The following is a 25,605-nucleotide window of genomic DNA, read 5'->3' on the forward strand; positions in this document are numbered from 1 at the left end:
AGGGGAGAAGACACCCCTCTGCTTTCCTTAAAATTCTTTATATACCGCAGGATTTTGATCGTTAATTCTGCCGTCAGGGTGAGTTAATCCTGTCATCAAATTCATTTCTGTTTCATCAAGAGAGAAATCAAAAATGGAGATGTTTTCAAGCTGCCGTACAGAAGATGCGGATTTTGGAATAGAAACGGCCATCTTAGAACCTCCACTTTAACTAAAAGAGTTCTATATGTCACCTAAATATCCTCTAAAAATCAAATGATTATCTCAGTGCTGAAAAGTCAAAAATTAAAAGACGCCGCAACAGGGCCACTTCTTCTTTTTAATAAGTAGTCTCTTCAAGAAGCCCGTATTTAGGTATCTTCAAATAAGCATCTGTTCGTTATGGTCGTTTCATAAAAGCCCCTACCACCTGCTAAACACTACTTTCCATCTATTTCGTCATATGCTTAATCAAAGTACATCCTTCTCAAGTAAATGCAATATTTATGAGTAAAAAAGACAACTTGTTTCATGAGACAAGTAGCCCGTAATTAAGTAAATATTATCCATAATTAATTTGGAATAGCATCCATAAAAGTACGCAGCGGGATTAAATACAACTAATACAATATTTGCGATGACGCTGATTTCGTTTCTAATGCATAAGAACTACCATTCAACTTTATAACTTTAAAATGCTTCTTTTGGGATGATTTTCATATTTTTCATATTTTAATTGACTTTGATAATCATTATCAATTATCATGGAAGTTGTTAACGATAATGAAAATCATTATCATTTAAATGAAATCCTGTAGCCCTTTAGATTAAGCAGCAAAATCTTAATCTAAACTCAATCATCATGATTATAAATAAAGGAGTGTCGGATGATGGATGTATCTATTGGAACTTATTCAGGCAATGAAGCATTGTTATCAATGCAGGAAAAAAGGGAATCAAACGCAAGATCCTATCCACGAAGATTACCTCTTGCCATTAAAAGGGCAGAAGGCATTTATCTAACAGATATGGACGGAAAGCAGTATATCGATTGTTTAGCAGGAGCGGGAACACTGGCATTAGGCCATAATCACGCAGTTGTCCGGGAAGCCATTCAAGATTTTATGAAGTCATATGTGCCTTTACATACTCTTGATTTGACGACGCCAGTAAAAGAAGCATTTATTGATGAGGTATTCGCTTCTTTATCCTCTTCATTTGCTGAAAAAGCAAAAATCCATTTTTGCGGTCCAACGGGTGCTGATGCAGTAGAGGCAGCCTTGAAGCTAGTAAAAACGGCAACCGGTAATAGATCAATTCTTTCTTTTCAAGGAGGATATCACGGGTCCACGCACGGTACACTGAGCATCACTGGGACGACAGCTCCTAAAGAAAACATTCACGCACTTGTACCAGATAACCACTTTCTTCCATATCCATATGAATACCGGTGCCCTTTCGGTATCGGGAAGGATGGACACCGCATTGGCGCTCGATATATCGAGAATGTACTGGATGATCCAGAAGGTGGTATTGTTAAGCCCGCTGGTATAGTCGTAGAAATAGTACAGGGTGAAGGAGGATCGATTCCGGCTCCTGTCGCGTGGTTAAAAGAGCTTCGCCGCATTACAAAAGAACGCGGCATTCCACTCATCATTGATGAAGTACAAACAGGTATCGGCCGAACGGGAAAAATGTTTGCATTCGAGCACGCCGGCATTGAACCGGACGTTCTTGTGCTGTCAAAAGCAATAGGGGGAAGTCTTCCGCTATCTGTTGTTGTTTATGATCGCCGTCTTGATCAATGGGAGCCAGGAACGCATATCGGAACATTTAGAGGAAACCAAATGGCCATGGCAGCCGGCTGTGCCACTTTGCGCTTTGTGAAAGATAACCAGCTTCCGGAACACGCACAGGGAATGGGCACTTACTTAACGGCTCAGTTAAAGTCTATGCAAAAGCAATTATGTTCCATTGGGGATGTAAGAGGCAGAGGACTCATGATTGGTGTTGAAATCATTAATCCGATGAAACAGTCAAACCAAATAGGAAGTTATCCGGCACATCCTGAACTTGCCAAAAAAATTCAACAAGAATGCTTGAATCGAGGCTTAATCTTAGAGGTTGGAGGACGTTTTGGCACGGTTATTCGCTGGCTGCCGCCATTGATTATTTCAAAAGAGCAAGTTGATGAAGTGTTACACCGTTTCTATGAGGCCATAACAAGTGCTGAAGCTCAATTTGGTTTGCGATAGGAGGTGGCAGAAATGAAAAAGAGTTTTAGAAAATGGTTTCTTCATCCAGGCGATAAAAGCGAGAATATGTACCCTGCATTGATGGATAAAGCTGTCGGATTAATCGCTGATCAAACAGTAAGAACCAATCAACCTTTTTCGGGAGCTTCTCGTCAAGATATTGAACCAGCAGTGAGAGAAATGCTCACGATCCCAGCTGCAGGACAGAAAACGGATATGGTGATGGAAGAGATTCAAAATGTCATTGTGAAAAATTCTTTATGGGTTTCTCACCCTTCTGCCATGGCGCATCTTCATTGCCCGCCTCTAATTCCGTCTCTCGCAGCAGAAGTGATTATCAATGCATTGAATCAATCGTTGGATTCGTGGGATCAAAGCCCCGCTGCTACTTATGTTGAAACGGAGTTCATTAAGTTCTTTACGAAGCATATCGGCTATTCGGGTGAAGCTGATGGTGTCTTTACAACCGGCGGAACACAATCTAATTATATGGGGCTGCTGCTTGCTCGAAATAAAGCATGCCAAGCACATTTCTCCGTTCATGTTCAGGAGGAAGGGCTTCCAGCTGAGGCGGGAAGGCTGCGGATTCTTTGTTCTGAGCATGCCCATTTTACCGTCCAAAAATCTGCGGCTCAGCTTGGGCTGGGAACGAATGCCGTGATCAAAGTAGCGACAAATGACAAAAATCAACTTTATTTACAGGATGCCAAAGAAAAAATCGGACATCTAAGACAACAAGGATTTCTTCCCTTTATGATCGTGGCAACCGCAGGAACAACGGACTTTGGGAGCGTAGATTGTCTAAAAGATATAGCAGAGCTGGCAGCCGAGGAGCAATTATGGTTTCATATCGATGCCGCCTACGGGGGGGCCTTACTGTTTTCCCATCAATACAGTGGACTCATTCGTGGCTTACACTTAGCAGATTCACTCACGATTGATTTTCACAAGCTTTATTATCAATCGATCAGCTGCGGTGCCTTTTTCGTCAAAGATAAGCAGGACTTTCAGCAAATCGCCTTCCATGCCGATTATTTAAATCCTGAAGAAGACCAGGAAGACGGTGTTATCAATTTAGTGGAAAAAAGTACACAAACAACAAAACGGTTTGATGCTTTGAAGCTGTTAATGACGTTTAAATTGATGGGAACCGATTTGTTTGGGGAGATGGTGGATTATACAATCAATCTGGCGAAAGAAACGGCGAAGCTATTAAAGAATGAACCTTGTTTTGAAGTGCTGAATGAGCCGGAACTCAATGCTATCGTATTTCGCTACGTGCCGTTACATGAGCACCGGGACGAGAAATATGTTGACGAAATGAACCTTGAGCTTCAACGCGCTTTCTATCAAAGCGGCCAACTCATCATGGCCAAAACAAAGCAAGCTGGAAAAGTGTACTTGAAATTTACAATGCTTAATCCTCTCAATACGTTAAGCCATATGCAAACAAATATAAAGCGAATAAAGGAAGCTGGAGAAAAAATAGAGAAAGAGCAAGGAGAGAACCGGTATGGATATTCCGTTCGTTGCTAATCATCTTACCATACAGAATTTGATTAATTGTTATGTAAGAGAAACAGGGGAAGGAGAATGGAAACCCGCCGATGAAGTGGCTGTTCCATTAGAAGATGAAAGAATCAAACAAGTATTAGTCATTTCATTAAGCCGGCAATCCGTTACATTGTATTTTCCAGTCCGGTATAAATCGGCAACAGAACGTCATCTGTTTTCGCCCATCATGTATTATCAAGTGAAAGACGATGAAATGAAACAGCTTGATTACATGACATTAATGGTATTTATACAAAAAGAGTTATCACTCCTGTCTGATAAACCTGCAGAGGCTGATGAGTTTATGCTCCGAACTATTCTAAGCTATCAAAACATGAAAAGAATTATTTCGGATAGGAGCAGTGATCTGGAAGAGTGCTATCAAACGGAAAAAACGTTTCTTCAGTCCGAGCAGTCTTTGTTAATTGGACATCAAGTACATCCGACTCCAAAAAGCCGTCAAGGAATCGATGAAGATGAAGAGCATATTTTCGCGCCGGAGAGAAAAGGGTCTTTCCAGCTTCACTATTTCCGGGCCGTACACGAGATTGTCGATGAAGATTCTATCTTGGCTCAAAACGCTTCTATGCTGATAAAAGAAGAACTAAGAAAAGATCCGTTTGTTCCGAAATCTTTTAAAAACCAGTATTGCCGGGATGACCATTTTTCACTGCTCCCTGTTCATCCGCTGCAAGCACGAAAGCTGTTAGGTCGGGAGGATGTGTGTGATCTCATTCAATCAGGCAAACTCGCGTACCTTGGTCCGCAGGGAAGAAAGTTTTATCCAACATCTTCTGTTCGGACAGTATATCATCCGGAAGCAAGCTTCATGTACAAGTTTTCGATTCCGGTGAAAATTACAAATTCACTGCGTATAAACAGACGAAAAGAGCTCGACCGGGGAGTAGAAGTCAGCCGCTTGCTTCATAGCGGGATTTCCGAAAAGTTAAAAGAACACCATCCTGCATTTCGCATTATCGAGGATCCGGCTTATATTACGTTAAAGCTTTCCATGGAAGAAACGGGATTTGAAGTGGTGATCCGTGAAAATCCATTTCAGAAAGGCAATGATTCGCGGGTGACATTGCTTGCGGCTCTTTGCCAGGATCATATTACAGGAGCGGATTCTCACTTAACCAATGTCATTTCCGATATTGCAAGCCGGGAAGGAATTTCTACTGAGGAAGCAAGTGAACAATGGTTTACCCGCTATTTAAAAGTAAGTCTGCATCCACTGTACTGGTTATATGCTGCATACGGGATCGCACTGGAAGCCCATCAGCAAAATTCTATTATACAGCTTGACGAACGAGGCTATCCAGCTGTCTTTTATTATCGTGACAATCAAGGATACTATTTTATGGAATCAAAGGCGAAAGCGTTAAAACGGCTCGTCCCATCTTTAAATGAAAAAAGCGACACGATATGTGCCGACTCGATTGCAGAGGAGCGATTTCGGTATTATGTGTTTTTCAATCACATGTTCGGTTTAATCAATGCCTTTGGAGTTAATCGTCTTATCGATGAACAGCGATTACTGTTTATGATGAAAAAGGAGCTGGCCGACTTTAAGGAGCAGCTAGGAGATCATACAACCTTATTAGATTCTTTGCTGTTTGAAAAGAAGCTCCCATGCAAAGCGAATTTACTGACAAGGGTTCATGATATGGATGAACTTGTCGGGTCTCTTGAGACGCAATCGGTGTATGTTGATGTTGCAAATCCGCTGGCTGAAACAGCAGGTGAACTGCATGAAGTCTAATACCAGCATTCAACAAATGTATCCGTTTGAACGATATGATTCCCTGATCCAAAAGACCATTTCCTTTCGCCATGTAAACATGAAAGAGGATTTAGAATTGCTTCATTCATGGATGCATGAAAAACATGTTATTCCTTTTTGGAATTTAAATCTTTCATTGGAAAACTATGCAGCCCATTTACAAAGATTTTTGCAAGATGACCATCAAACACTTTTAATTGGCGAACTCGGAAGTGTTCCTATGAGTTATTGGGAGTCGTACTGGGTTAAGGATGATGTAATCGGAAAATTGTATGAATTTGAAGAGCATGATCAGGGCATCCATTTGTTGATTGGACCACAGGAGTTTTTAGGGAAAGGATTTATATACCCGCTGCTGCTAACCATTTTGTATAAAAAGTTTCAAGTATTCGAAACAAATCAAATCATAGCAGAACCAGATATACGAAATGAAAAAATGATTCACATATTCAAAAAGTGCGGTTTTCAGCCTGTCAAGGAAGTCGAATTACCTGATAAAACAGGTTTATTGATGATATGTGAACGCAAAGGGTTTGAAAGAAGGTGGACAGATTGGCAAACGAACAGATTTTAGATGTTATTGGAGTGGGAATTGGTCCGTTTAATCTCGGATTAGCAGCATTGCTTGAAAAAACAGAATGCCGTTCATTGTTTTTTGATAAAAAACCGCGGTTTGAATGGCATCCGGGGATGCTGCTGGAAGGAACAACACTGCAAGTCCCTTTTATGGCAGATGTCGTCACCATGGCAGATCCGACAAGCCCTTTCAGCTTTTTAAACTATCTGCATGAGCAAAAGCGGCTGTATCATTTTTATTTCTTTGAAAAATTTCATATTCCACGGACTGAATATAATCATTATTGTCAATGGGTAGCGGAGCAGCTCCCGAAGCTTCACTTCGAATGCAAAGTAGAAAATATTGATCAAACGGAAGAAGGCTATTATCGCGTTTCCGTTTTGGCAGGTGCCCAAAAAAAGAAAAAAACATATTACGCCAAGCATGTGGTAATCGGTGTGGGGACAAAACCATACGTTCCCGGGAAGTTCCAGTCATCTCTTGGCAATCGCATCTTTCATTCCTCAGAATATATAAGTAAGCGGGAAAATGTACTCAAGACAAATTCGGTCACAGTCATTGGTTCTGGACAGAGTGCAGCTGAAATTTTCTATGACCTATTGTCTAAACAGCCGGATCATGATTATCAATTGTCGTGGTTCACAAGATCCAAAGGATTTTATCCGATGGAATATTCCAAGCTGGGGCTTGAGCATTTCTCGCCGGATTATACCCGTTATTTCTATAAATTGCCAAAAGAAAAGAAACAAAGTGCTTTAAATAATCAGGCGCTGTTATACAAAGGAATCAGCTTTAATACGATCGGTGATATTTATGATTTATTGTATGAGCGGACAGTCGGAAATAACAAACCGCACGTTCACCTGCAAGCATTAACTGAACTAGCGTCCATCAAAGAAGGGAACAGTCGATACTCCTTATCGCTGTGCCAGCATGAACAAAAAGAACATACACAGATCGAAAGTGATGCTGTTATTCTTGCGACTGGCTACCATCCTTATATTCCAGATTGCTTAAAAGGAATGGAGAATATAGTGGAACAGGACGAAACCGGGCAGCTTGTGATTCAAGAAGATTATAAAGTGAAACTAAAACAGGAAGGCCAAAATCATATATTTATTCAGAACGGTGAGCTTCATACACACGGTGTAGGTGCACCTGATTTAGGGCTGGGCGCCTTTCGTAGTGCGGCTATCATCAACCAGTTAGCAGCGAAAGAAATCTATCAAACACACGAAAAAAACGTATTCCAGCAGTTTGGACTATAGTAGAAAGCCATGACAAAGGGTGAAAAAGGGTTTATATATAGCTGCTTGCTCGTTACATTGATTTCAGAAATGTTGTTATCACCCTTTTATCCGCAATTATTCTCGGGATATTTTCAAGTAGACGGAGTACAGGCAGCGAGCTTATTTATTATTTGCTGCCGCCTTGTCGTGATGATCATGACACCCATTTGGGCAGTGGCTGCAAAAAAATGGGGATTTAGGAAGCTCATTTTGATCGCGTTAACAGTCATGGCAGGGTGCAAAATACTGCTGCCCATGAGCTATACCTTTCCGCAATTTTTAGCAGCTTCACTGGTCTTGCTCTTTTTTCAAAGCAGCATTTATCTGCTGTATCCAGCGATGGTAGCTTCAAGCAAGAATGATGATGAAAAAGTAAAAGCAACATCTACTTACTTATTTGTATTTCACGGAAGCGCCATCGTATCAGGAATTGCAGGCAGCTTCGTCGTCAGCCAGCTGTTTCCTTTAAACAGCTATTACGTGTTTGCATTGATGGATCTCATACTGGCAGCCGCAGGTTGTTTTATTCTCTCAAGCCATGAGTCTATTACAAGTAAGGAAACCTACCGGAAGAAAGAAAACTTATCAAAAGATGTGAAATGGCAAGGGGAGTTTCTTGTTTATTTACTTATTGTGTTTCTCTTTTATATCGGACATCATACGATTCGTCCTTATTTTACGGTCTTTCTTGACAACAGCTTTACGATCTCAAAACAAGAATCGAGCTTGTTGTATGTAATGCCGAGCCTTGTAGCGGTTATGCTGCAGTTTTCACTGCCGAAACAGTATCTTCAATCGCATATCAGGGTTATTTTAATCAGCTTAATGGGGATAACAGCAGGATTGCTTTTTATCCAAGCGTTAGTCGGTCCCTTTTGGTTGTTTGTTTTGATTAGAATGATGTATGGTTTGTTCTTTTTTATTAGTCTGGCGGCGGTTGATATTCTCTTTTTCAAAATGAAAATTGGAAAAACATCACCGCTTTCTTACAGCCTCGTAGCATCGGTACAAAACGCAGCTTTGCTTTTCTCGCCAATGGCTGCTTTGATGATGGTAAAACATAGTGGGACTAAAGGGCCTTTTCTTCTGAGTGGTTTCCTCTTAATTGGATCGGCACTGGGCACAGCCCTTCTTTTAATGATGATGTATAAATCATCTTTATATCAAATAAAAAGAGGAGTCGAACAACATGAAAATTTCTGAAACACCTATACAGATGTTAACAGAGGAAAATTGGAAAAATGCAGATCACCAGCTCTTAGCTAAAATGCTTCAAGAGTTTATGTATGAAGAAATTATCACGCCAAAGCTTCTCAGTGAGACAGAGAACGTTCAATTTTACGAATGGATGGATAAAACAGGAACCGTGTACCGATTTCAAGCAAAGTCCCGTTTGTTTAATAGCTTCTATGTTTTGCCTGAAAGCATTGAAATCATAACAACTGAAGTAAAAGACATACCGCTGTCCCTTGTTCTTTTGTTAGGCATTCAACAAGAGGGAAATATGACGGGCTCTACAGCAGGACATTTAGTAAAAGAGTATTTGCATACACTAGTGGCGGACACTCATTTACAAGAAAGATCCAAATCATCTGATGAGCTGACGGAGTTGGACTATGCCGAGCTGGAAGGGGAGATGAAGGGACATCCGTGGATTACATATAACAAAGGGCGGATTGGTTTTGGGTATGATGATTATATACAGTATGCGCCCGAACTAAAGAAAAAAGTACCGCTTTCATGGATTGCGATCCATAAAGACCTCGGAACGTTTCATTCGGTGGAAGGATTGGATTATGAGCATGTGATGGAGCAAGAGCTTGATGAAAAGGCCCGGCAGCGTTTTGAGATAAAATTGAGAGCCGAAAAAGTACAAGAAAAGGATTATTATTTTATGCCCATACACGCCTGGCAATGGGATCGTGTCATTGTATCTATGTTCGCTTCTGAAATAGCCAGCAAAGAGTTGATACCGTTAGGGGAAGGGGAAGACGAGTATCTTCCTCAGCAATCTATCCGTACATTTGTGAATGTAACGAAAAAGAACAAGTATCATGTAAAGCTGCCAATGAGTATTTTAAATACACTTGTATACCGAGGATTGCCGAGCGAGAGAACGGTGATTGCTCCTGAAGTCACGACATTTATGAAAAACATTTTGGAAAATGATCTGTTTTTAAAAGAAGAATGCCGCCTTGGTCTTTTGGGGGAGGTTGCGACCATGAATGTCAGCCACCGGACGTTTTCGAAACTGGCGGGAGCTCCTTATCAATATCTTGAAATGCTTGGAGTGGTTTGGAGAGAGAGCGTTTATCAGGAGCTGCAAGATGATGAACACGCTATTACACTGGCGGCATTGCTGCATGTGGACCATGAAGGAACACCATTTATATCAAAGTTAGTTGAAAAATCAGGCCTCACAGTCGAACAATGGGTGAATAAGCTTGTAAAAGCGATTTTACCTCCTTTGCTTCATTACTTATATCAATACGGTACCGTATTTTCACCACATGGACAAAACACGGTGCTTGTCTTGAAAAACTATAGGCCGGAGCGGACCATTATGAAAGATTTTGTTGATGATGTGAATATTAGTGATCAGCCGTTTCCGGAGCTTTCGGTGCTGTCTCCCGAATTGAAAAAAGTATTGCGCAGCGAACCGCCTGAAGGTTTGACCCAGTTTATTTTTACCGGGTTATTTATTTGTCATTTCCGTTATTTAAGCAACATTCTTCATGAAAATGAACGATTTTCCGAATATCGTTTCTGGGGTATTGTGCGTGAGGAAATCCTGTCTTACCAGCGAAGATTTCCGCATTTAGAAGAACGATTCAAGCTATTTGATTTGTTACGCCCAACATTTACAAAGCTGGCACTCAATCGGAATCGCATGTTTGATTATGGCTATGGAGACGGAGATGACCGCCCGCATGCGAGTGAGTATGGAAAAGTCTCTAATGCCCTTTATGAGGTTGCCTCTCAAACGCCAATTTAAGGGGACTGTCCAAATTTGTAAGAACAGCTGTTTATAGATCATAAAAAAGGTGAGTATAGTATCATCTATGCTCACCTTTTTTAATAGACTGATTTTCTTTTTGATTGGCTCTGTTAAATAACTCTGTTGATATTTGAATAAAACGAACAATACAGATTACTAACTCCACCTGATTTTCTCATAAGCTGGTCTAACTTGTAATCTTCAGTTCCTTTTGGCCGAGACTTACCAAAAGTACATGGTTCTGCTCCGGAACAATTTTGATATAAACGTTCAGTAAAGTGGAAAATTTCTGGCAGCGGCTTAGCGTGGAATAAACCATCAAAATCTTTTCAAAGGACGGTTCCAAAACCTTTCTCTTCTCAGAAGTCTCAGACCCGTCCACTATGTTTGTCAGAAAAGTTGTTATTATTGCAGGATCCGATACATTTTTGTATTAATTATCTGGGTCACCGGCCAAGGCTTCTGGAATCATAGTGAAGCCTTCGATCACGGTATCTTCTTCCACTTCGATCATGAGGTAGCGTTTACCGTTAAAAAGAATTTGTCTCACATATCTTAAATCTTGTGGACTGATAGAAATGTTCGCTGCTTTCGTGTTAATTTTAATCGATTTTGACGTATATTTCGGCAGGATGCTGCTGGCTTTGATCTCATATTTGTCATCATCCATTACTTTTTGGTAAGCTGATTCAATCTTTTCAGAATCAATCTCTTCAAGGCCGCTCATCTTTAAAACACGTTCCACGTCTTTGGAATCTAATTTTGGCGGTTCTTCCTCTTCATTTTCCTCGATCATTCGGTTAATCTCTTCATATACATTAGAGAGTGCAGTTGTGCTTAGCTGGTCACCTGTTACGTGTTTAATAATTTCCTCAAAAACGATTTTATCATCTTTTGCCGTCATCGTTTCTTCCCCATTTAATACTTCCTCTATAAACGGGTGATCGGGCTCATGAACCTTGCCTGCTGAATATAATATGTGATTGACATCTGCTGCATTATCGGTGAAGCAGGGAAACAGAAAGCCTGAGATGGGAGCGTTTAGATTGATAATGGGATCAACGACAAAATGATATTTGAACTCTTTTTCGACATAGTCAAAAAGCAGTTCTTTTTTCGGCTCTTGTGTGTTATTTATGCTGCATAGAATAAACGGGTGAGAATAAACTGTATTCCGTTCGCTTTCCTCGGCCTCTTCATTACGGCGTTTCATTGGCTTAAAATATTCTCCGCGAATGAATGTTACGACAATATCCTTCTCATACTGCCGAAGGACAAGCATTTTGCCGATGATTTGAAGCATCTGCTCTTTCCAGCCTTCTACATCACCGCTTAGCAATCCTTGATGCAAAATGAGCTGACTATTATTTTCAGCGTCCCGTTGAAACTTTAACTCAAAGAGCTTTTCATCCAATTGGCCGGCAAGTAATTTTTTGAAGTTATTCATAAATAACTCCTGTTGATCTTCGTCAAGCATTTCAAAAGGTTGACTTTGATGATGATAAATGTCACTTGATTCCTTCATGATATAGACATTAAATATGTCGGAGATTTTGAGTAAATCATTACCTGCTTTAAATTGTTTTCGAATCTGTGCAATGTCTTTTTTGTTCATGGTTTAATCCACTCCTAAACTGCCCTGATTTGCATACTTACTAGAATAACAAATAACCTTCGCCCTTTAAATTATTATTTGTTTTTATCAAAAATAATATTTCATTGCGTACTAACGTTTTTAAAAACTTGGGTATTATACTGATGCGATCTTTCTGTCTTATTTTTACAGTGCAGCTGCTCATTTTGTTCTTAATTTAGACTGAATTAGACTAATTCTGAAAATTTATTTACAAAAGAGCGTTGAATTTTGATAAGTTTTTCATATAATAGTAAAAGCTCAAATTGAAAAATGGCAAACTTATTGAAAAATAAGGACGCAAAACCACAGATCTAAAGCAGATGCAATGATGGCTGGGTTGCCAAAAGGAGATAAGGAAATGGACTCGTTACTACAAAAAGAAAACTTTTTCAGAGATGTGTTAGGTTCAATAGACGAATCACTTGTTTTGTTAGATTGTGAAATGCGGATTATGTATATGAATTCTGCAGCTGAAAGGGCTTTGGAGCTTGAAAGCACTTCTTACATAGGGAAAAACTTTAAAGATCTTGATTTTGGGGAGTATGTTCCGAAGATCAGAGGAAGATTAATAGAGGGAGTTCTAGAATCTGGGAAATCACAAAAGGGTGTTGTAAAAAAAACAATAACCAATAAAGTAATATCTGTGAATGCTGTTCCGATATATAAAGATAATGTTATAAAGGGGATTGTAATCACCGGAAAGGATGTAACTGAACTCGTAACAATTCGTGATGAACTAGATTTAGCGTTTGCTTTGACACTACCGGATGATAGAGTGAAGCATAAGCTAAAAAACACGGTGGAATATATAGATCAATATGATCCAGAAAGCAAAATGATCACTATAACGGACATCATTCCAGACGGAGGATACCGTCACGTAGTGAATTGTTTAAAACTTTTATCAAGCTTATGTGAAGAAGGGGTTACGCAAATAATTGGGATCAATAAAGAGCACCTGATACAGGCTATTATCTTCCATGACTTGTGTAAGGTACAGCCGGTTCTATCCATAGGAGATGTGGTGGACCCTAAAAAATTATTTGAAGATGGCAAACTTCATGCTTTCCGAGGAGCAGAAATGGCAAAAAAATTTTATTCTCTTCATGAGGATGTTGTAGAAATTATTCGTTATCATCACCATGCTGAAAATGAGCTTCCAGACACTTTCCCTTGGTATTTGAAACCAATGTTTCGTTTGTTTTGCTTGATAGACGGATTATCTGCTTCTATTACAAGAGGGGGAGGAGAAGTGGAATTTAAGGTGCATCACAGCACGATTACGGTAACTGAGCGGAACAATCGGCCTCAATACAATGGGACATGGGAAATTGAAATAATTTCAGGGGAAAGAACGAAAATCTCTGATTAAAATTTTATTCTTCCATCGGGAAAAAAACCATTATCAAGGTAGATGTTTACGGATCATACTCCGGACATGATGACCGGGGTATTATAAGGACGAATATTGGTAATGGTACGGTTCGAATTAAGTGTAAAAGCTTGTGTAAAACGTCCATTCACCTTTGAATGAATCGCTCCATCATCCAATGGAATGGATACATAAAGCTGCGAGGGGGGAGGCAATTATGAAACAAGATTATTTTAAAGACGAAGATTTCTGGAAAAAAGATAGTGAAATAAGCGATTCCAATACCCTATAAATGATGAGAATATAAATAAAGCCCAGAGTATTTTAGATTCTTCTTCAATCTTTTATCCATATAAAGAAACAGCAGATTGGCGGAGAATTAAACTTTCCTTACTTTAGAATTTGGATGAAGAATCGATTCCAAGTATTGAACCCATACAGCCAGTTCAGTATGTTTTTGAGGATTATTCTAATGATCTTATTATTTAGAAATTTGCAAGTGGAACTAAAAGCAGGAGGCCGAAGAGCTTATTATAGTTTTAACGTGTAAAGTGGCGGCAGCCTTGACCATTTTACCGGTGAAATGAATTTATTTTGGCTCTCCGGATCGTCCCCTTATTTTTTTTCTTTCATTAAAGCCTCACAGATAATGTGTGCATCTTTCGTGAGCCATCGTTGAGCTTCCGGCAAATGAAATAACTCTTCATGCTTATTGTAAGTCATTTTAGCGTTGGCGAATCTCATATCCCGTACATATTGATTCATTTTTTGTATAATACGCTTTTCATCAAGGGAAAGAACTTCAACACCCGCTTTTTGATTTTCGGAACTGATGATTTTAACAAGTTGTTTAGCATTCTCATTTAAATCTAAGTAATTTCTAGATTCGGTTACCCGGTTCCAATGCTTATTTATCGTGGAGCGGGCAGCCGCAAAGTCATTTCTGTCACATGCTTGATTTATATGGTAAATAGTTGATTCTATTTTCATGATGATTCACCTCTGTAAAATATAAACACACGTAAAGATTTTAGTTAAAAAGTCCCGAGTTGTCAATTTCAAATATTATCATTTATTGAAATGGGTTGTCCGGTATGAAATAAACCCATTCTAAATAGAGGTTGGATACATCTTCAGGGCTTTAGTCACTATCCTGGAATCACAGTGAGGGAAGTGGTTTGTTTGGAGAAAAATGAAAGATAAAATAGGTTAGAAAATCACCCAAAAGAGGCGAGCGCTTTTGGGTGTTTCCTGTTGTTTTATTCGCTTCTTTTATTGAAGATGAATGGAATCTCCTGTTCGAATTTCGCCGGTCTTTACAACGGAAGCGTAAACACCGAAACTGCCGGCATTGTTTTTGACAATCGACTTTAAAACATTTGGGTCCTTCGGAAGGTCTCCTTGGGCAAGCGTTGTCATCACACAACGCGGTGTTGGCTGCAAAATCTTTAGCTGGACGCCGCCCCCAATTGTCAGCACTTTTCCGACCCACCCATTTTCGATAAACCCTTCTGCATCCGGCACATGAATCATGATATTGGGCCGGAAACGTCTTGGTTCAATTCTGCTCTCCGGAATGAGTTTTCTAAGGGCATCAATGGTAGAAGTCGTGATAATGTGAACCATTGCGATATCGAAAAAAGTATCTTGAGGTGAATTCCGCGTAAAAATCGTTCCCGGGTTTTCCAGTTCTTTTATATCTTCCGGTATGTAGCCTTTAAACTGGATATCTTGGGATGATGGAGTACCTAGCTGGACCTTTCGGCCAAAGCTTTTTGTAAGTTTATCGTTTTGATCTGCATCTGTGCTTAATAGGTTCTCACCGTCTGGAAATGTGATGCGCACTGGCGGCATTGGCTTGGATGATTCAGGAGGCTCCGTAAATGCGGCACGGTATTGAAACATGTCCGGCCATTTTAGCGGGTTTTTTGCGTTTGCCAGTTTGCCTGTTGATTGATCAATTATGCCATAGGCCCTGTCTCCCAGAAGTCCTTTTTCCGTTAAGTCACATGCATTTATTTCTTCACCCATCATGGATTTAACCGGGTATCTCCACAAAGAAGCAATGGTTGCAGTAGTCACCTTCATCACTCTCCTTATGTCGTTTTCGTTATCTTTATTAAATCACAAAGTATGGCCCTAAACATACTATCAGCTCTCATAAAATGAAAACACTTTCGACTCTTTGGCTGGGCGTTCACTTTTTTCATTTTTTATAATAGATCTGAACATCCCGTAAAAATTCCAAAATAACGATTAAATCCAAGTAGTTGAAGCGAATGGTCGACGGATGAGTTTATGCATTAACGCATAATGATACTTTTGTAAATATAAAAAATGAAGACCAGTAATAGGGCAAAGTCCATTCCTGAAAGGGTTAGAGTTTTCTTTAATTTTGGCACAGAACTTGCAAGATATTTACTGGAAGACTTTAAAAAAGAAAGGAGGAGAATTAGGGGTACCTGAATGCTTTGAATACAGCGTCCCCCAGTTGAAATCCACATAGGTGACAAGAGGAAAAACTTTTAGAAAGCAGAATCGTTAATATTAGAGGCAATACAGCAGTGAGAAAAGATTGTGGCCTTTGCATCTAAGCCGCCTTTTATTATCCTCTCTATCGGTGATAGGGATGGCAGACGAAAAAGGGAATTAATATTGCTGTATACGAAGTAATTTTTCTTATGGGTAATGAATATGGTTTCTGGTTGGCTTTTTCGGTTCGATAACAAACCTTGCCTGTAAAGTGAAAGCGTCTTCAAGAGGGGGGACAGTTCATGGCTGCATATAACAAAACTTTCACTTCTTAAAACAATTGTGGTGATCATGTGCTGTCTTGACGCTGAGAAATGAACTATTCTGCTATATATTTTAACATCATCGTTATGCGTGATTGGGATGTTGCGGCAAGTGAAGAAACACCTGTTTTATAAACAGAAAACTGAAAAATAGAAACATTGAATATCTTTTAAATTATAAGATAATATAAAATAAAAAGGAGACATGATTATTATGACAAAAAAGAAAGAAATTTTAGTAGCTTATGGTGTAGACGTTGATGCTGTAGCAGGCTGGCTTGGTTCCTACGGCGGGGAGGATTCTCCGGATGATATCTCTCGGGGATTATTTGCCGGTGAAGTGGGGACACCGCGGTTGCTAAAGCTTTTTGAAAAATATAATTTAAAAACAACATGGTTTATTCCGGGACACTCTATTGAAACGTTTCCTGAACAAACGAAAATGGTTGTAGAGGCCGGTCATGAAATCGGAATTCATGGATATTCACATGAAAATCCAATTGCCATGACGCCACATCAAGAGGAGACCGTACTGTTAAAGACAATCGATTTAGTTGAAAAGGTTTCCGGTAAACGTCCTACAGGCTACGTTGCCCCTTGGTGGGAATTTTCAACAGTGACCAACGAACTTCTTTTGAAGCATGGAATTAAATATGACCACAGCTTGATGCATAATGATTTTAGTCCTTACTATGTGCGTGTTGGCGACAGTTGGACCAATATAGATTATGAAAAAAGTGCCGAAGAGTGGATGAAGCCGCTAGTAAGAGGTGAAGAAACAGACTTAGTTGAAATTCCTGCTAACTGGTACTTGGATGATCTTCCTCCAATGATGTTCATCAAAAAATCACCAAACAGCCATGGGTTTGTCAATCCGCGGGATATTGAGCAGATGTGGAAGGATCAATTTGACTGGGTCTACCGTGAGACGGAAGACTACGCCGTGTTCACAATGACGATCCATCCGGATGTAAGCGGTCGTCCGCAGGTTCTTCTTATGCATGAACGTTTGATTGAATATATTAACGGACACGAGGGTGTACGTTGGGCAACATTTGATGAAATAGCGGATGATTATAAGTCTCGTTTTCCTAGAAGCTAATACAGCAATTAGAAGATAATAAAGTTGGCTGGTTAAAAAAATCAGCCCCTCTTTATTACTTATCATGTAAGGAGGATGGGCATGTGTGTGTTATGTAATGGGTCAGTGCTCCAAGTCCATTGGACAGACCGCAAAACGAAAAATCTCAGCCAATCCACAATGCAAAAGGCGGGAGAAACGCAACGCTCGCGTATGCGGGAACGCCATATACGAATCCGGCAGAGCAATAAAATTTTAAGTGTATATGGACTTAAGCTAAGCGATTGGACAGGGAGTAAATATATTCTAACGGATAAAAAAGGGCGAACAGAGATTGTGCAGGATTTAGGAGTGCTCTGGACCATTGTTGAAAAGCTTTTAGGAACGCCTATAGATCCATTAGATCCAAAGCTAATGAACGAATTGCTTCCTGAATCAACGAGAATTGGAGAGGAAGACAAGTGGGAAAAAAACGAAAAGTGACAGTAATTACAGGATTTCTTGGCAGTGGAAAGACAACGCTGCTTACTCATTTATTGAAAGGTCCTTCATTAAAAAACACAGCTGTGTTGGTAAACGAATTCGGAAAAGTAGGACTTGATCACCACCTTTTGCGTCGTATAGATGAAAGAACGCTTCTATTAGGCGGGGGGTGCCTTTGTTGCTCGGTAAGAGAGGATCTTGTCAACGCGCTCCGCGAACTACTGGACAATGACCATAGGGGGGATATAGAACCGCTTGAACGAATCGTGATTGAGACGAGCGGCTTAGCTGATCCAGCCCCTATTTTATTTACTGTGCTGACCGATTCAGTTCTTCAGCATCATTTAACGGTCGATCAGGTTATTGTAACGGTTGATGCTGTGAATGGACAATTTCATTTAGACCGTCAGAATGAGTCAGTCAAGCAGGTTGCAGCGGCAGATAAAATTATCATTACGAAGACCGATATGGCATCAGAAAACGAAGTTGAACTGTTGGCTTCAAGGCTGCTAACGATAAACCCTTCCGCTGAAATTATCAAATCGATCCATGGAAATATAGACAATCATCAATTATTTGCCCCGAATGAAAAAGTGAAAAGTACCCCGCTTATTTCCCTTGTGGAATCTAATTCTTTCCAAGGAAAGCATGCTCCTGCAGCACGTTCTATTTCACTTACTTTTGATCAGCCGCTGGATTGGAGCGCCTTTGGCTTATGGCTTAGCATGTTATTGCATGCACGGGGCGAGGAAATACTGCGGGTGAAAGGAATGATTGATGTTGGAGAAGATGGACCCGTTATGTTGAACGGTGTTCAACATATTATCCATCCGCCTGAGCATCTCGATGAGTGGTCTGATGAAGATAAACGGTCACACATTGTTTTTATTATGCGTTCAATTGATCCGGAACAAATTCTATCTTCTCTTCATGCATTCCAAAATATATTAGGTTCCCGTGCTTCCATTAGAGAACCAGTGGAGGTTCTTTAAGAAGAAAAATTAAATGGTTGAGTTTAAATGGATTATATTTTATACACTGCCCTCGAAGGACATTGAACAGAAACGGTCATTTTGTCTGTTCAGTGTTTTTTTATTTCCGATAAAGAGTGGAACGCTGCTGGAAAAACAGAAATGGTTGAAGATACGAACCTGTAGATGAAAAGGGAAAAGAATCCCGATTTTGAATGTAATAATTTGACGGAAAAGGAGATAATAAAGTAGCAATCGGGTCAGATCGATCGAACTCAAAGAAGGAGATGATAAAGTGGAGCTCAGGCCGGAACTATGCAAATCAATGGATCTTAACGAAAACAAGAATGACGTACCAGAACCAGTGAATACACCGGGACAAAGCCCGGCGAGTGAACTATATAGGCATTTAAAAAAAAGGGCAGAAGAGTTTGACAAAAAACTAGACGGTGGTCAATGTGTGGGGGTTAGGCTTATTCCAGCCGGGCAGTCGGTTACTTTTCAAGTGACTGCATTAGGCTACTGTGATCCCAATTTAATTATTTTTGGAGGAATTACTGAGAATGGATTGGAAGTGCAGTTGCTTCAGCATGTATCACAGCTTAATTTTTTATTAATGGCCATGCCTCGCGCGAACCCAAAAGAGCCTAAAATACCATTAGGGTTCATACAATAACAAAAAGGTTATTCATATAATGGTCTTCGGAAGGGAGTTTGCTTTGTTGAATAATACTGATAATTATTGTTAAAAGTATGGTGGAGATTGGGAAAAGTCCTGTTGAGCGGGGGCTTTTTTTATTTCATGCATGATACTCATTTGACGAAAAGGTACTTCATTCTCAGTATATAAAAAATACTACTTTTTTCCTCATTTTTTTCTAATTGCCGAAAAACGCGTTTCATGAAAAATAACGATGATATATTGGTATAGACAACAAAAAAAGAGGTGAGGAAAGTGCTGAAGGAATTTAAAGAGTTTGCCATGCGCGGCAATGTGATCGACCTTGCCGTCGGGGTCATTCTTGGTGCAGCTTTTGGGAAGATTGTTTCTTCTCTCGTGGCGGATATCATTACACCGTTAATCGGTTTATTGATCGGGGGGATTGATGTTTCTGGCCTGTCTATCACATTCGGGGATGCAGTTCTGAAATATGGTGTGTTTATTCAAACAATTATGGATTTTGTTATTATTGCGTTTTCTATTTTCATCTTTATTAAACTATTCAATAAAATTTATAATCGTGAAAAAAAAGTGGAAGAAGTTCCTCCTGCTTTAACGAAAGAAGAGGAGCTTCTAACAGAAATTCGTGACCTATTGAAATCAAACAAGATGTAAGCAAGTCCGGACAGAGGTCCGGACTTATTTGCCTTGCGCAGCTAACGTTCATTGTATGAGGTCTCACCACTTTACTTTAAAATTCCACGTAATGAAAAACTCTCGAATTTGAGGTATATTAAGTAAATGGATAGAAGTATGAAGAAAGAACTGAAAACTGCTCTTTTTCATATAATCAGCAAGAATCCAGGAGGAATGGATAATGGAGATAGGGATCAGTACGTTTGTAGAAACAACCCCTGACGTGAAAACGGGGGAAGTGATCAGTCATGCACAACGATTGCGAGAGGTCGTTGAAGAAATTGTGCTTGCCGACCGAATAGGATTGGATGTATTTGGGGTAGGGGAGCATCATCGTCATGATTTTGCAGCATCCTCTCCAGCCGTGGTGCTGGCTGCCGCGGCTTCACAGACAAAACGTATCCGGCTGACGAGTGCGGTAACTGTTCTTTCCTCAGCAGATCCGGTGCGGGTCTTCCAGGATTTTGCGACGCTTGATGGCATATCAAATGGACGTGCGGAGATTATGGCAGGCCGTGGTTCTTTCATTGAATCCTTTCCGCTATTTGGTTACGATTTAAAAGACTATAATGAGCTGTTTGAAGAGAAGCTGGAATTGCTGCTGACATTACAAAAGAACGAAGTCGTGTCCTGGCCTGGCAAACATCGCCCGGCCATTGACAATCTTGGTGTGTATCCGCGTCCGGTGCAAAATCCTTTGCCTGTATGGATCGGAAGCGGGGGCAATAGTGAATCGGTTATCCGCGCAGGATTATTGGGGCTGCCTCTTGTTCTGGCCATCATAGGAGGACGTCCAGTCCAGTTCGCTCCACTTGTCCGGCTTTATAAGCAGGCTGCGGCTAAGGCTGGTCATGACATTTCTAAATTACCGGTTGCATCCCATTCGCACGGATTCATTGCAGAGGATAACGAGACGGCAGCAGCTAAATTTTTCCCGCCGACCCAACAAGTCATGAATGTGCTCGGAAGGGAGCGGGGCTGGGGATATTATGACCGGTCATCATTCGATGCGGCACGAAGCTTTGAAGGTGCACTGTATGTAGGGGATGCGGAAACTGTGGCCCAAAAGATCATTCACCTTCGAAAGAATGTAGGGATCACACGGTTTATGCTTCACGTACCTGTTGGTTCCATGCCACATGCGGATGTGATGCAAGCCATCGAGCTATTGGGGAAAGAAGTGGCGCCTATCGTTCGAGAAGAAGTCGCCAAATGGGAAGCCATGCAGTAAAGCGAAAAATTCCGTTGAATTTATTCAGCGGGATTTTTTCGTTATAGCCTGTTTGCTTGATGAGTTAAAAAAAGGAACAAAAAAAGCCGTACTACACCGGCTAAAATAAGAACTGGATGAGCATGAGTTGAAAAATGTACAATAATATAATACCCAGTTTCGGGTGAAGAAATTCTTAAATAATTAATGTTCTCTTAAAGCAGATAAAGGAACATTTTGTTCATTTTGCGGATCATTAAGAGGATAAACTCTAGCAGTTTCATTGCTTTCTTCCACATGCTGAATATAAACGGGTACTTCATTGAAAGTAACATTCGCCATTACTGGTGAAGCGGCTATTTCTTGCGCGCGTTGTTTATTCATGGTTATGGCCTCCTTATGGTTCGTAACAGTCATAACATTTCCCCAAAAAGCTTACATTATTCTTCCTGATCATTTTTTTTAAACCATCTCGAAGCGTTTTATTTATTTAGTCTGTTTTTTTGATGACTTCCCAAATCTGCCGCATTTCCTCAAGCTGCTCTTCAGGTGCTTCTTTCATCTCTCTGAAGAAAAGGATTAAATCTGGATCCTTAAAGAATTCCAGCATTTCTTTTTCATCATCCGAAAGATCGACCGCTGCAGGATTTGCTGAATCAGTCACACCGAGTAAATAATCTGTGCTTACTTCAAGAACAAGAGAAAGTTCTCTCAGCATCTCATTAGATGGTGTACTGTGCCCGTTCTCATAATTACTGATTGTTCCTTTAGTGGTTTTGATACGGTTCGCCAACTTTTGTTGTGTAAGTTCTTTATTTAACCGCGCTGCTTTTAATCTTTTTGACAGCATAAACAACGCCCCTTTTATAATGTACAAGTTAATTGTACACCAACAAGAAAACATTAAAAAGAAAGTACAAGAATCTCATATAAATCACTTGACGTATAAGTATCTTGTACATATAATGTGGGTATGAGTACAAGATAATCATACAAGAGGTGATTGACTTGAAGAATAATCGATTGATAAACGCTCGCATAAAAAAAGGATTTACTCAAGAAGAACTGGCTGCAATGCTAGGATATACGAAAGCAGCGGTTTCAAATTGGGAAAACGGTATATCTGAACCGAGATTGAGAGATGCTTTTTTTCTTTCAAAAGTTCTTGAAAAAGATGTTAATTATCTTTTTATAGTCAGGTGGAACAAAAATCTCATACATCAGCATAGTAATCCTCCGATGAGTGATTCATGCATTAAACGTCATGTATGTATCAAATAAATTAGGGTGAAGGACAAAAAGAAAAGGAGAGATTCAGTTGTTCAGAGTACCGTTTGATAATGCAGTAACGGAGAAGCGATTTGTCACAGCGATGCAGAAACGGCTTCTCGAAATGGAGCGCCGGCAGACTTTTTGGGAGATAAGAGAATGTTCCCGGCAGACAAATAGGAGTCACGCCCTTATAATGAAAACTTCTTCAATGATTCACGATGTTCGAATGTGAAGACCGGGAGGAAGTGGGGAAGCGAACAAAAAATCGGAAGAATGTTTACTGATGTAAAAAGAATCCTCCTTTTTACAATCTTATTATTGAATTGTGTTATGAATACTGGATTCTATTAGTAACGGATATCGTAAATGGTTGCATAATTTCTTTCCTAAATAGGTGGCTAACTGTTCAATACGTTCCGAATATTTGAATGTAACGGTGCTTGTCGAAAGCGCTGCTGACTAAATCGCTGTATGATTCATCAGCCTTTGCTTCAATTGAGAGTAAAATTCGATTCAGTTCGTTACTGCCAACTAAAATTAAATCGTGATTTCACCCCTTGCCAAAATTGTCTAATGGTGTTTCTCTTTCAGGAAATGCAAATGCAGGTATAATTTTTGTGTAACTGGATGGGATTGGAGCAACAGATCCAGCTCTTCAGGGATTTGTGGGGTCCCATTGCGAGACCAACTTTTTGCCCGTTCTTGTGCGCATCTTGATTCTTGCCAGTGTTTAACCCTTAAGCAGGAGTACATAAATCGCTCCTCAATAAAGTGGATCACTTGCCCATTTCTCCTTTGATCAACAATGTACTACACCTCATTTCTAAAAATTATGCTTTCTCCCCAAACATGTTGTTTTTCCTTTCCTTTCCTTATTAAATAGGTAGTACCATCTGTGTGGTAAAATGAATAGATATGGAAGCAGGTGGCTGCTGGTATCATCTGCTAGTTAAATAATTGCTAAAAAAGGAGAAATGGATGATGGATGAGATTTTGCGAATAGCTGAATACTGTGAAAAGGAGTTGGCACTGAATGGAGCCAAACTGCCAGATGAATATTATTATACAAGTGTTCCACATTGTGTAATCGATTCCGTTTTCTCCATAGGGGTCCGATATGAGAGTGTGAAAAACACGGTGATGAAATTCAGCGATTACTTTAATTTAAAAAAATTACGTTCGGGAGCAGAATTTCCAAGCATGACGGACCAACTGTCGGTTGATCGTTTTCTAAGCTCCTTTGAGGAACTTGGTATAGACCATTACATACATTATGTATTTAAAAATAAACAAAGGACTTCTCCTAAAAACGGAATTTTGAAAGGAAAGGCAGTCTATCGATTCTGCAAGGTTTTACAAAAGTATGAGGTGAATTTCTTACAAGATGTAAAAAACCTGTACGGCAATGCAGAATTTGAAAAAGAAATTAAAGCAATTCCTGGTCAAAAGAGCGGCATTTCTCTTGTTTATTTTTACATGTTAGCCGGGGACGATAAACGAGTTAAACCGGACAGAATGATTGTTCGTTTCTTGGAAAAAGTACTTCAACGAAAAGTGAAATTGGATGAAGCGCAAAATCTTTTAGAGATATCGGCAAAATCACTCAAAAGCAAGTATCCAAACATGAATCCAAGATTGCTAGATTATCAAATATGGAATTATGCTAGAAACAAAGATGCATTTAAATAAAAGATGTTTAACTAAACTATTATGCATAACGAAAACATTATAGGGGCATGAAAGCAAAAGGCGAATATTAATGTGTGATTTAGTTATCAAACTTCATTACAAAATTACAGCCTATACAAGCAACACCTATTTGTTTCTTCGTTACAGGATGTAAAAAGAAGATTTCATCATATCCACATATATGGCATTCCATATCATGAAAATGTTCGCGTGGACCAATAATCGCATCTAGTAAATGATCAAAAGTCATTATTAACACCTCTAAATTTCTTTTAATAACTATATCAAAGCTATTTCATGTAATTAGTTGTAATTTGTCGGAACTGTACAAGAAGTTTTCGACAAAATTTATAATAATTCAATATCCAGAAAAATAGGATGACAAATGGATGGAAGTAAGAGTTTTTCAATTGAAAACAATCCTACTGTTCATGACTCTATTCGCTTTTTTGCTTTTTCTTGTGGCCTGTTCCTCTGATCAACAAACTCAAAAAGTTGTAAATGAAAATCGTTCAGAAGAAGGTAAGGCTGATTCGAAGAAATATTATGTCACGACAGGTTATAATGTCAGGAAGGATAAACGCCACATAGGGGTAATGCCAGAAATGACAAGAGGGGAAACGATGGACAAGAACGTGTAAGCATTGGAGGCTCTTTAAAATGAAAGGTTTGAAGGCAAAGGCGTTCACTTTGAAGTGATGTAGACTTATGGGGCAGCGACCATTTCTATCACTCTATTAGATGTTTTTATTTTAAAAAGGTTATAGGTGGAGTTTTCGATTCGAGTTTGTATAAAAATTTGTTGTACTATTAAGACAGCCTCTGGCTGCTTTTTTTATGGGAAAAATATACAATAGTCCAAAACCGTAATGGCAAGCGCCAACGTACTAGTCCATTCGGATAATTTCGTATACGGCACTAAGTTTATATCTTAATCGGACGAACCAAACTTATTGGTATACATACTCTATAACGAACGTCATTTTGATATAAAAAAGGAGGATTTACGTGTATTACACGGATGGCTATTATATTTACTCCATTCAAGGAGGAACGCCGAGCCGGACGCCAGAAGGATCGCCAAGAAGGACTCCAGGAGGAATGCCAGGCGGATATCCGGGGGGAATGCCAGGGCGTACACCAGGGGGAATGCCAGGCGGATATCCGGGAGGAATGCCGGGCGGATATCCAGGAGGAATGCCAGGGCGTACACCAGGGGGAATGCCGGGCGGATATCCGGGAGGAATGCCAGGCGGATATCCAGGAGGAATGCCGGGCGGATATCCGGGAGGAATGCCAGGGCG

Annotated in this window: 24 protein-coding genes, 1 pseudogene and 1 riboswitch; of the genes and pseudogenes, 18 read left to right on the plus strand and 7 right to left on the minus strand. The window is 39.9% G+C overall.

The genetic code is table 11. From position 1 onward, the window contains the following. Window positions 1-27 precede the first annotated feature (27 nt). Window positions 28-189 (minus strand): annotated as a pseudogene (locus BTO28_RS01490) (aldo/keto reductase); the annotation flags it as partial. A 680-nt stretch (window positions 190-869) separates the two neighbouring features. Here BTO28_RS01490 and BTO28_RS01495 point away from each other — a divergent pair. From BTO28_RS01495 to BTO28_RS01525, 7 genes are read left to right on the plus strand one after another with little or no spacing between them, the layout of a single operon-like run. Continuing rightward, a complete protein-coding gene (locus tag BTO28_RS01495) occupies window positions 870-2,234 on the plus strand; it encodes an aspartate aminotransferase family protein (protein WP_076763347.1) in 1,365 nt (454 codons plus the stop codon). Between the two features lie 12 nt (window positions 2,235-2,246). Then, window positions 2,247-3,770 (plus strand): pyridoxal phosphate-dependent decarboxylase family protein, encoded by a 1,524-nt coding sequence (locus tag BTO28_RS01500; RefSeq protein ID WP_076763350.1) that lies wholly within the window; start codon window positions 2,247-2,249, stop codon window positions 3,768-3,770. Beyond that, the gene (locus BTO28_RS01505; RefSeq protein WP_076763353.1) at window positions 3,748-5,550 is read left to right on the plus strand and encodes an IucA/IucC family protein; all 1,803 of its coding nucleotides are present in this window, start codon (window positions 3,748-3,750) and stop codon (window positions 5,548-5,550) included. The genes BTO28_RS01500 and BTO28_RS01505 overlap by 23 nt, the downstream gene beginning before the upstream one ends. Continuing rightward, window positions 5,540-6,145: a GNAT family N-acetyltransferase gene (locus BTO28_RS01510; protein ID WP_076763356.1), complete on the plus strand. Its 606-nt coding sequence runs from the start codon at window positions 5,540-5,542 to the stop codon at window positions 6,143-6,145. The genes BTO28_RS01505 and BTO28_RS01510 overlap by 11 nt, the downstream gene beginning before the upstream one ends. Further along, a complete protein-coding gene (locus BTO28_RS01515) occupies window positions 6,124-7,416 on the plus strand; it encodes a lysine N(6)-hydroxylase/L-ornithine N(5)-oxygenase family protein (RefSeq protein WP_076763358.1) in 1,293 nt (430 codons plus the stop codon). Before BTO28_RS01510 ends, BTO28_RS01515 begins: the two co-directional genes overlap by 22 nt. 9 nt (window positions 7,417-7,425) lie before the next feature. Further along, on the plus strand, window positions 7,426-8,640 hold the full coding sequence (locus tag BTO28_RS01520; RefSeq protein WP_076763360.1) for an MFS transporter: 1,215 nt from the start codon (window positions 7,426-7,428) through the stop codon (window positions 8,638-8,640). Beyond that, window positions 8,627-10,432 carry an IucA/IucC family protein gene (locus tag BTO28_RS01525; protein ID WP_076763363.1) on the plus strand — a complete coding sequence of 602 codons (1,806 nt, stop codon included), beginning with the start codon at window positions 8,627-8,629 and terminating at the stop codon, window positions 10,430-10,432. Before BTO28_RS01520 ends, BTO28_RS01525 begins: the two co-directional genes overlap by 14 nt. A gap of 436 nt (window positions 10,433-10,868) precedes the next feature. On the opposite strand, the gene BTO28_RS01530 is transcribed toward BTO28_RS01525, so the two are convergent. Then, window positions 10,869-12,050: a DUF4317 domain-containing protein gene (locus BTO28_RS01530; protein WP_076763365.1), complete on the minus strand. Its 1,182-nt coding sequence runs from the start codon at window positions 12,048-12,050 to the stop codon at window positions 10,869-10,871. A 283-nt stretch (window positions 12,051-12,333) separates the two neighbouring features. Then, window positions 12,334-12,416: riboswitch (cyclic di-GMP riboswitch) on the plus strand. A gap of 13 nt (window positions 12,417-12,429) precedes the next feature. Here BTO28_RS01530 and BTO28_RS01535 point away from each other — a divergent pair. Further along, entirely contained in the window at window positions 12,430-13,443 is a 1,014-nt protein-coding gene (locus BTO28_RS01535) for an HD domain-containing protein (protein ID WP_076763368.1), read from the plus strand. Window positions 13,444-14,058: 615 nt separating this feature from the next. On the opposite strand, the gene BTO28_RS01540 is transcribed toward BTO28_RS01535, so the two are convergent. Both BTO28_RS01540 and BTO28_RS01545 read right to left on the minus strand, forming a co-directional pair. After that, the gene (locus tag BTO28_RS01540) at window positions 14,059-14,433 is read right to left on the minus strand and encodes a hypothetical protein (protein ID WP_076763371.1); all 375 of its coding nucleotides are present in this window, start codon (window positions 14,431-14,433) and stop codon (window positions 14,059-14,061) included. Window positions 14,434-14,715: 282 nt separating this feature from the next. Beyond that, a complete protein-coding gene (locus tag BTO28_RS01545; RefSeq protein WP_076763372.1) occupies window positions 14,716-15,531 on the minus strand; it encodes an MOSC domain-containing protein in 816 nt (271 codons plus the stop codon). A gap of 921 nt (window positions 15,532-16,452) precedes the next feature. Between BTO28_RS01545 and BTO28_RS01550 the strand changes: the two genes are divergently transcribed. From BTO28_RS01550 to BTO28_RS01575, 6 genes are all read left to right on the plus strand, one after another. Then, the gene (locus BTO28_RS01550) at window positions 16,453-17,340 is read left to right on the plus strand and encodes a polysaccharide deacetylase family protein (RefSeq protein ID WP_076763374.1); all 888 of its coding nucleotides are present in this window, start codon (window positions 16,453-16,455) and stop codon (window positions 17,338-17,340) included. An 81-nt stretch (window positions 17,341-17,421) separates the two neighbouring features. Next, a complete protein-coding gene (locus BTO28_RS01555) occupies window positions 17,422-17,802 on the plus strand; it encodes a hypothetical protein (protein WP_076763378.1) in 381 nt (126 codons plus the stop codon). Continuing rightward, window positions 17,781-18,794 carry a CobW family GTP-binding protein gene (locus tag BTO28_RS01560; RefSeq protein WP_076763381.1) on the plus strand — a complete coding sequence of 338 codons (1,014 nt, stop codon included), beginning with the start codon at window positions 17,781-17,783 and terminating at the stop codon, window positions 18,792-18,794. The genes BTO28_RS01555 and BTO28_RS01560 overlap by 22 nt, the downstream gene beginning before the upstream one ends. Window positions 18,795-19,068: 274 nt before the next feature. Further along, on the plus strand, window positions 19,069-19,449 hold the full coding sequence (locus tag BTO28_RS01565) for a DUF6173 family protein (protein WP_083711235.1): 381 nt from the start codon (window positions 19,069-19,071) through the stop codon (window positions 19,447-19,449). Between the two features lie 279 nt (window positions 19,450-19,728). After that, entirely contained in the window at window positions 19,729-20,109 is a 381-nt protein-coding gene (mscL, locus tag BTO28_RS01570; protein ID WP_076763384.1) for a large conductance mechanosensitive channel protein MscL, read from the plus strand. Between the two features lie 202 nt (window positions 20,110-20,311). After that, window positions 20,312-21,361 carry an LLM class flavin-dependent oxidoreductase gene (locus tag BTO28_RS01575; protein WP_076763386.1) on the plus strand — a complete coding sequence of 350 codons (1,050 nt, stop codon included), beginning with the start codon at window positions 20,312-20,314 and terminating at the stop codon, window positions 21,359-21,361. Between the two features lie 183 nt (window positions 21,362-21,544). Here the strand turns inward: BTO28_RS01575 and BTO28_RS01580 are convergent, their stop codons facing one another. Together BTO28_RS01580 and BTO28_RS01585 are read right to left on the minus strand one after the other, a co-directional pair. Beyond that, a complete protein-coding gene (locus tag BTO28_RS01580; protein ID WP_076763388.1) occupies window positions 21,545-21,724 on the minus strand; it encodes a small acid-soluble spore protein H in 180 nt (59 codons plus the stop codon). Between the two features lie 106 nt (window positions 21,725-21,830). Further along, the gene (locus BTO28_RS01585; protein ID WP_076763390.1) at window positions 21,831-22,190 is read right to left on the minus strand and encodes a helix-turn-helix domain-containing protein; all 360 of its coding nucleotides are present in this window, start codon (window positions 22,188-22,190) and stop codon (window positions 21,831-21,833) included. A gap of 158 nt (window positions 22,191-22,348) precedes the next feature. Between BTO28_RS01585 and BTO28_RS01590 the strand changes: the two genes are divergently transcribed. Together BTO28_RS01590 and BTO28_RS01600 are read left to right on the plus strand one after the other, a co-directional pair. Then, entirely contained in the window at window positions 22,349-22,621 is a 273-nt protein-coding gene (locus BTO28_RS01590; RefSeq protein ID WP_076763392.1) for a helix-turn-helix transcriptional regulator, read from the plus strand. A 969-nt stretch (window positions 22,622-23,590) separates the two neighbouring features. Continuing rightward, window positions 23,591-24,301 (plus strand): hypothetical protein, encoded by a 711-nt coding sequence (locus BTO28_RS01600; protein WP_076763396.1) that lies wholly within the window; start codon window positions 23,591-23,593, stop codon window positions 24,299-24,301. Window positions 24,302-24,380: 79 nt separating this feature from the next. On the opposite strand, the gene BTO28_RS01605 is transcribed toward BTO28_RS01600, so the two are convergent. Next, a complete protein-coding gene (locus BTO28_RS01605) occupies window positions 24,381-24,551 on the minus strand; it encodes an acyltransferase (RefSeq protein ID WP_076763397.1) in 171 nt (56 codons plus the stop codon). A 139-nt stretch (window positions 24,552-24,690) separates the two neighbouring features. Between BTO28_RS01605 and BTO28_RS01610 the strand changes: the two genes are divergently transcribed. Continuing rightward, window positions 24,691-24,942: a hypothetical protein gene (locus BTO28_RS01610; RefSeq protein WP_076763399.1), complete on the plus strand. Its 252-nt coding sequence runs from the start codon at window positions 24,691-24,693 to the stop codon at window positions 24,940-24,942. 367 nt (window positions 24,943-25,309) lie between these two features. Further along, window positions 25,310-25,605: hypothetical protein (locus BTO28_RS01615; protein WP_198936726.1), on the plus strand; the 296-nt coding region annotated here is incomplete at its 3' end.

It is taken from the genome of Domibacillus epiphyticus, from assembly GCF_001975785.1.
Taxonomy (GTDB): domain Bacteria; phylum Bacillota; class Bacilli; order Bacillales; family Domibacillaceae; genus Domibacillus; species Domibacillus epiphyticus.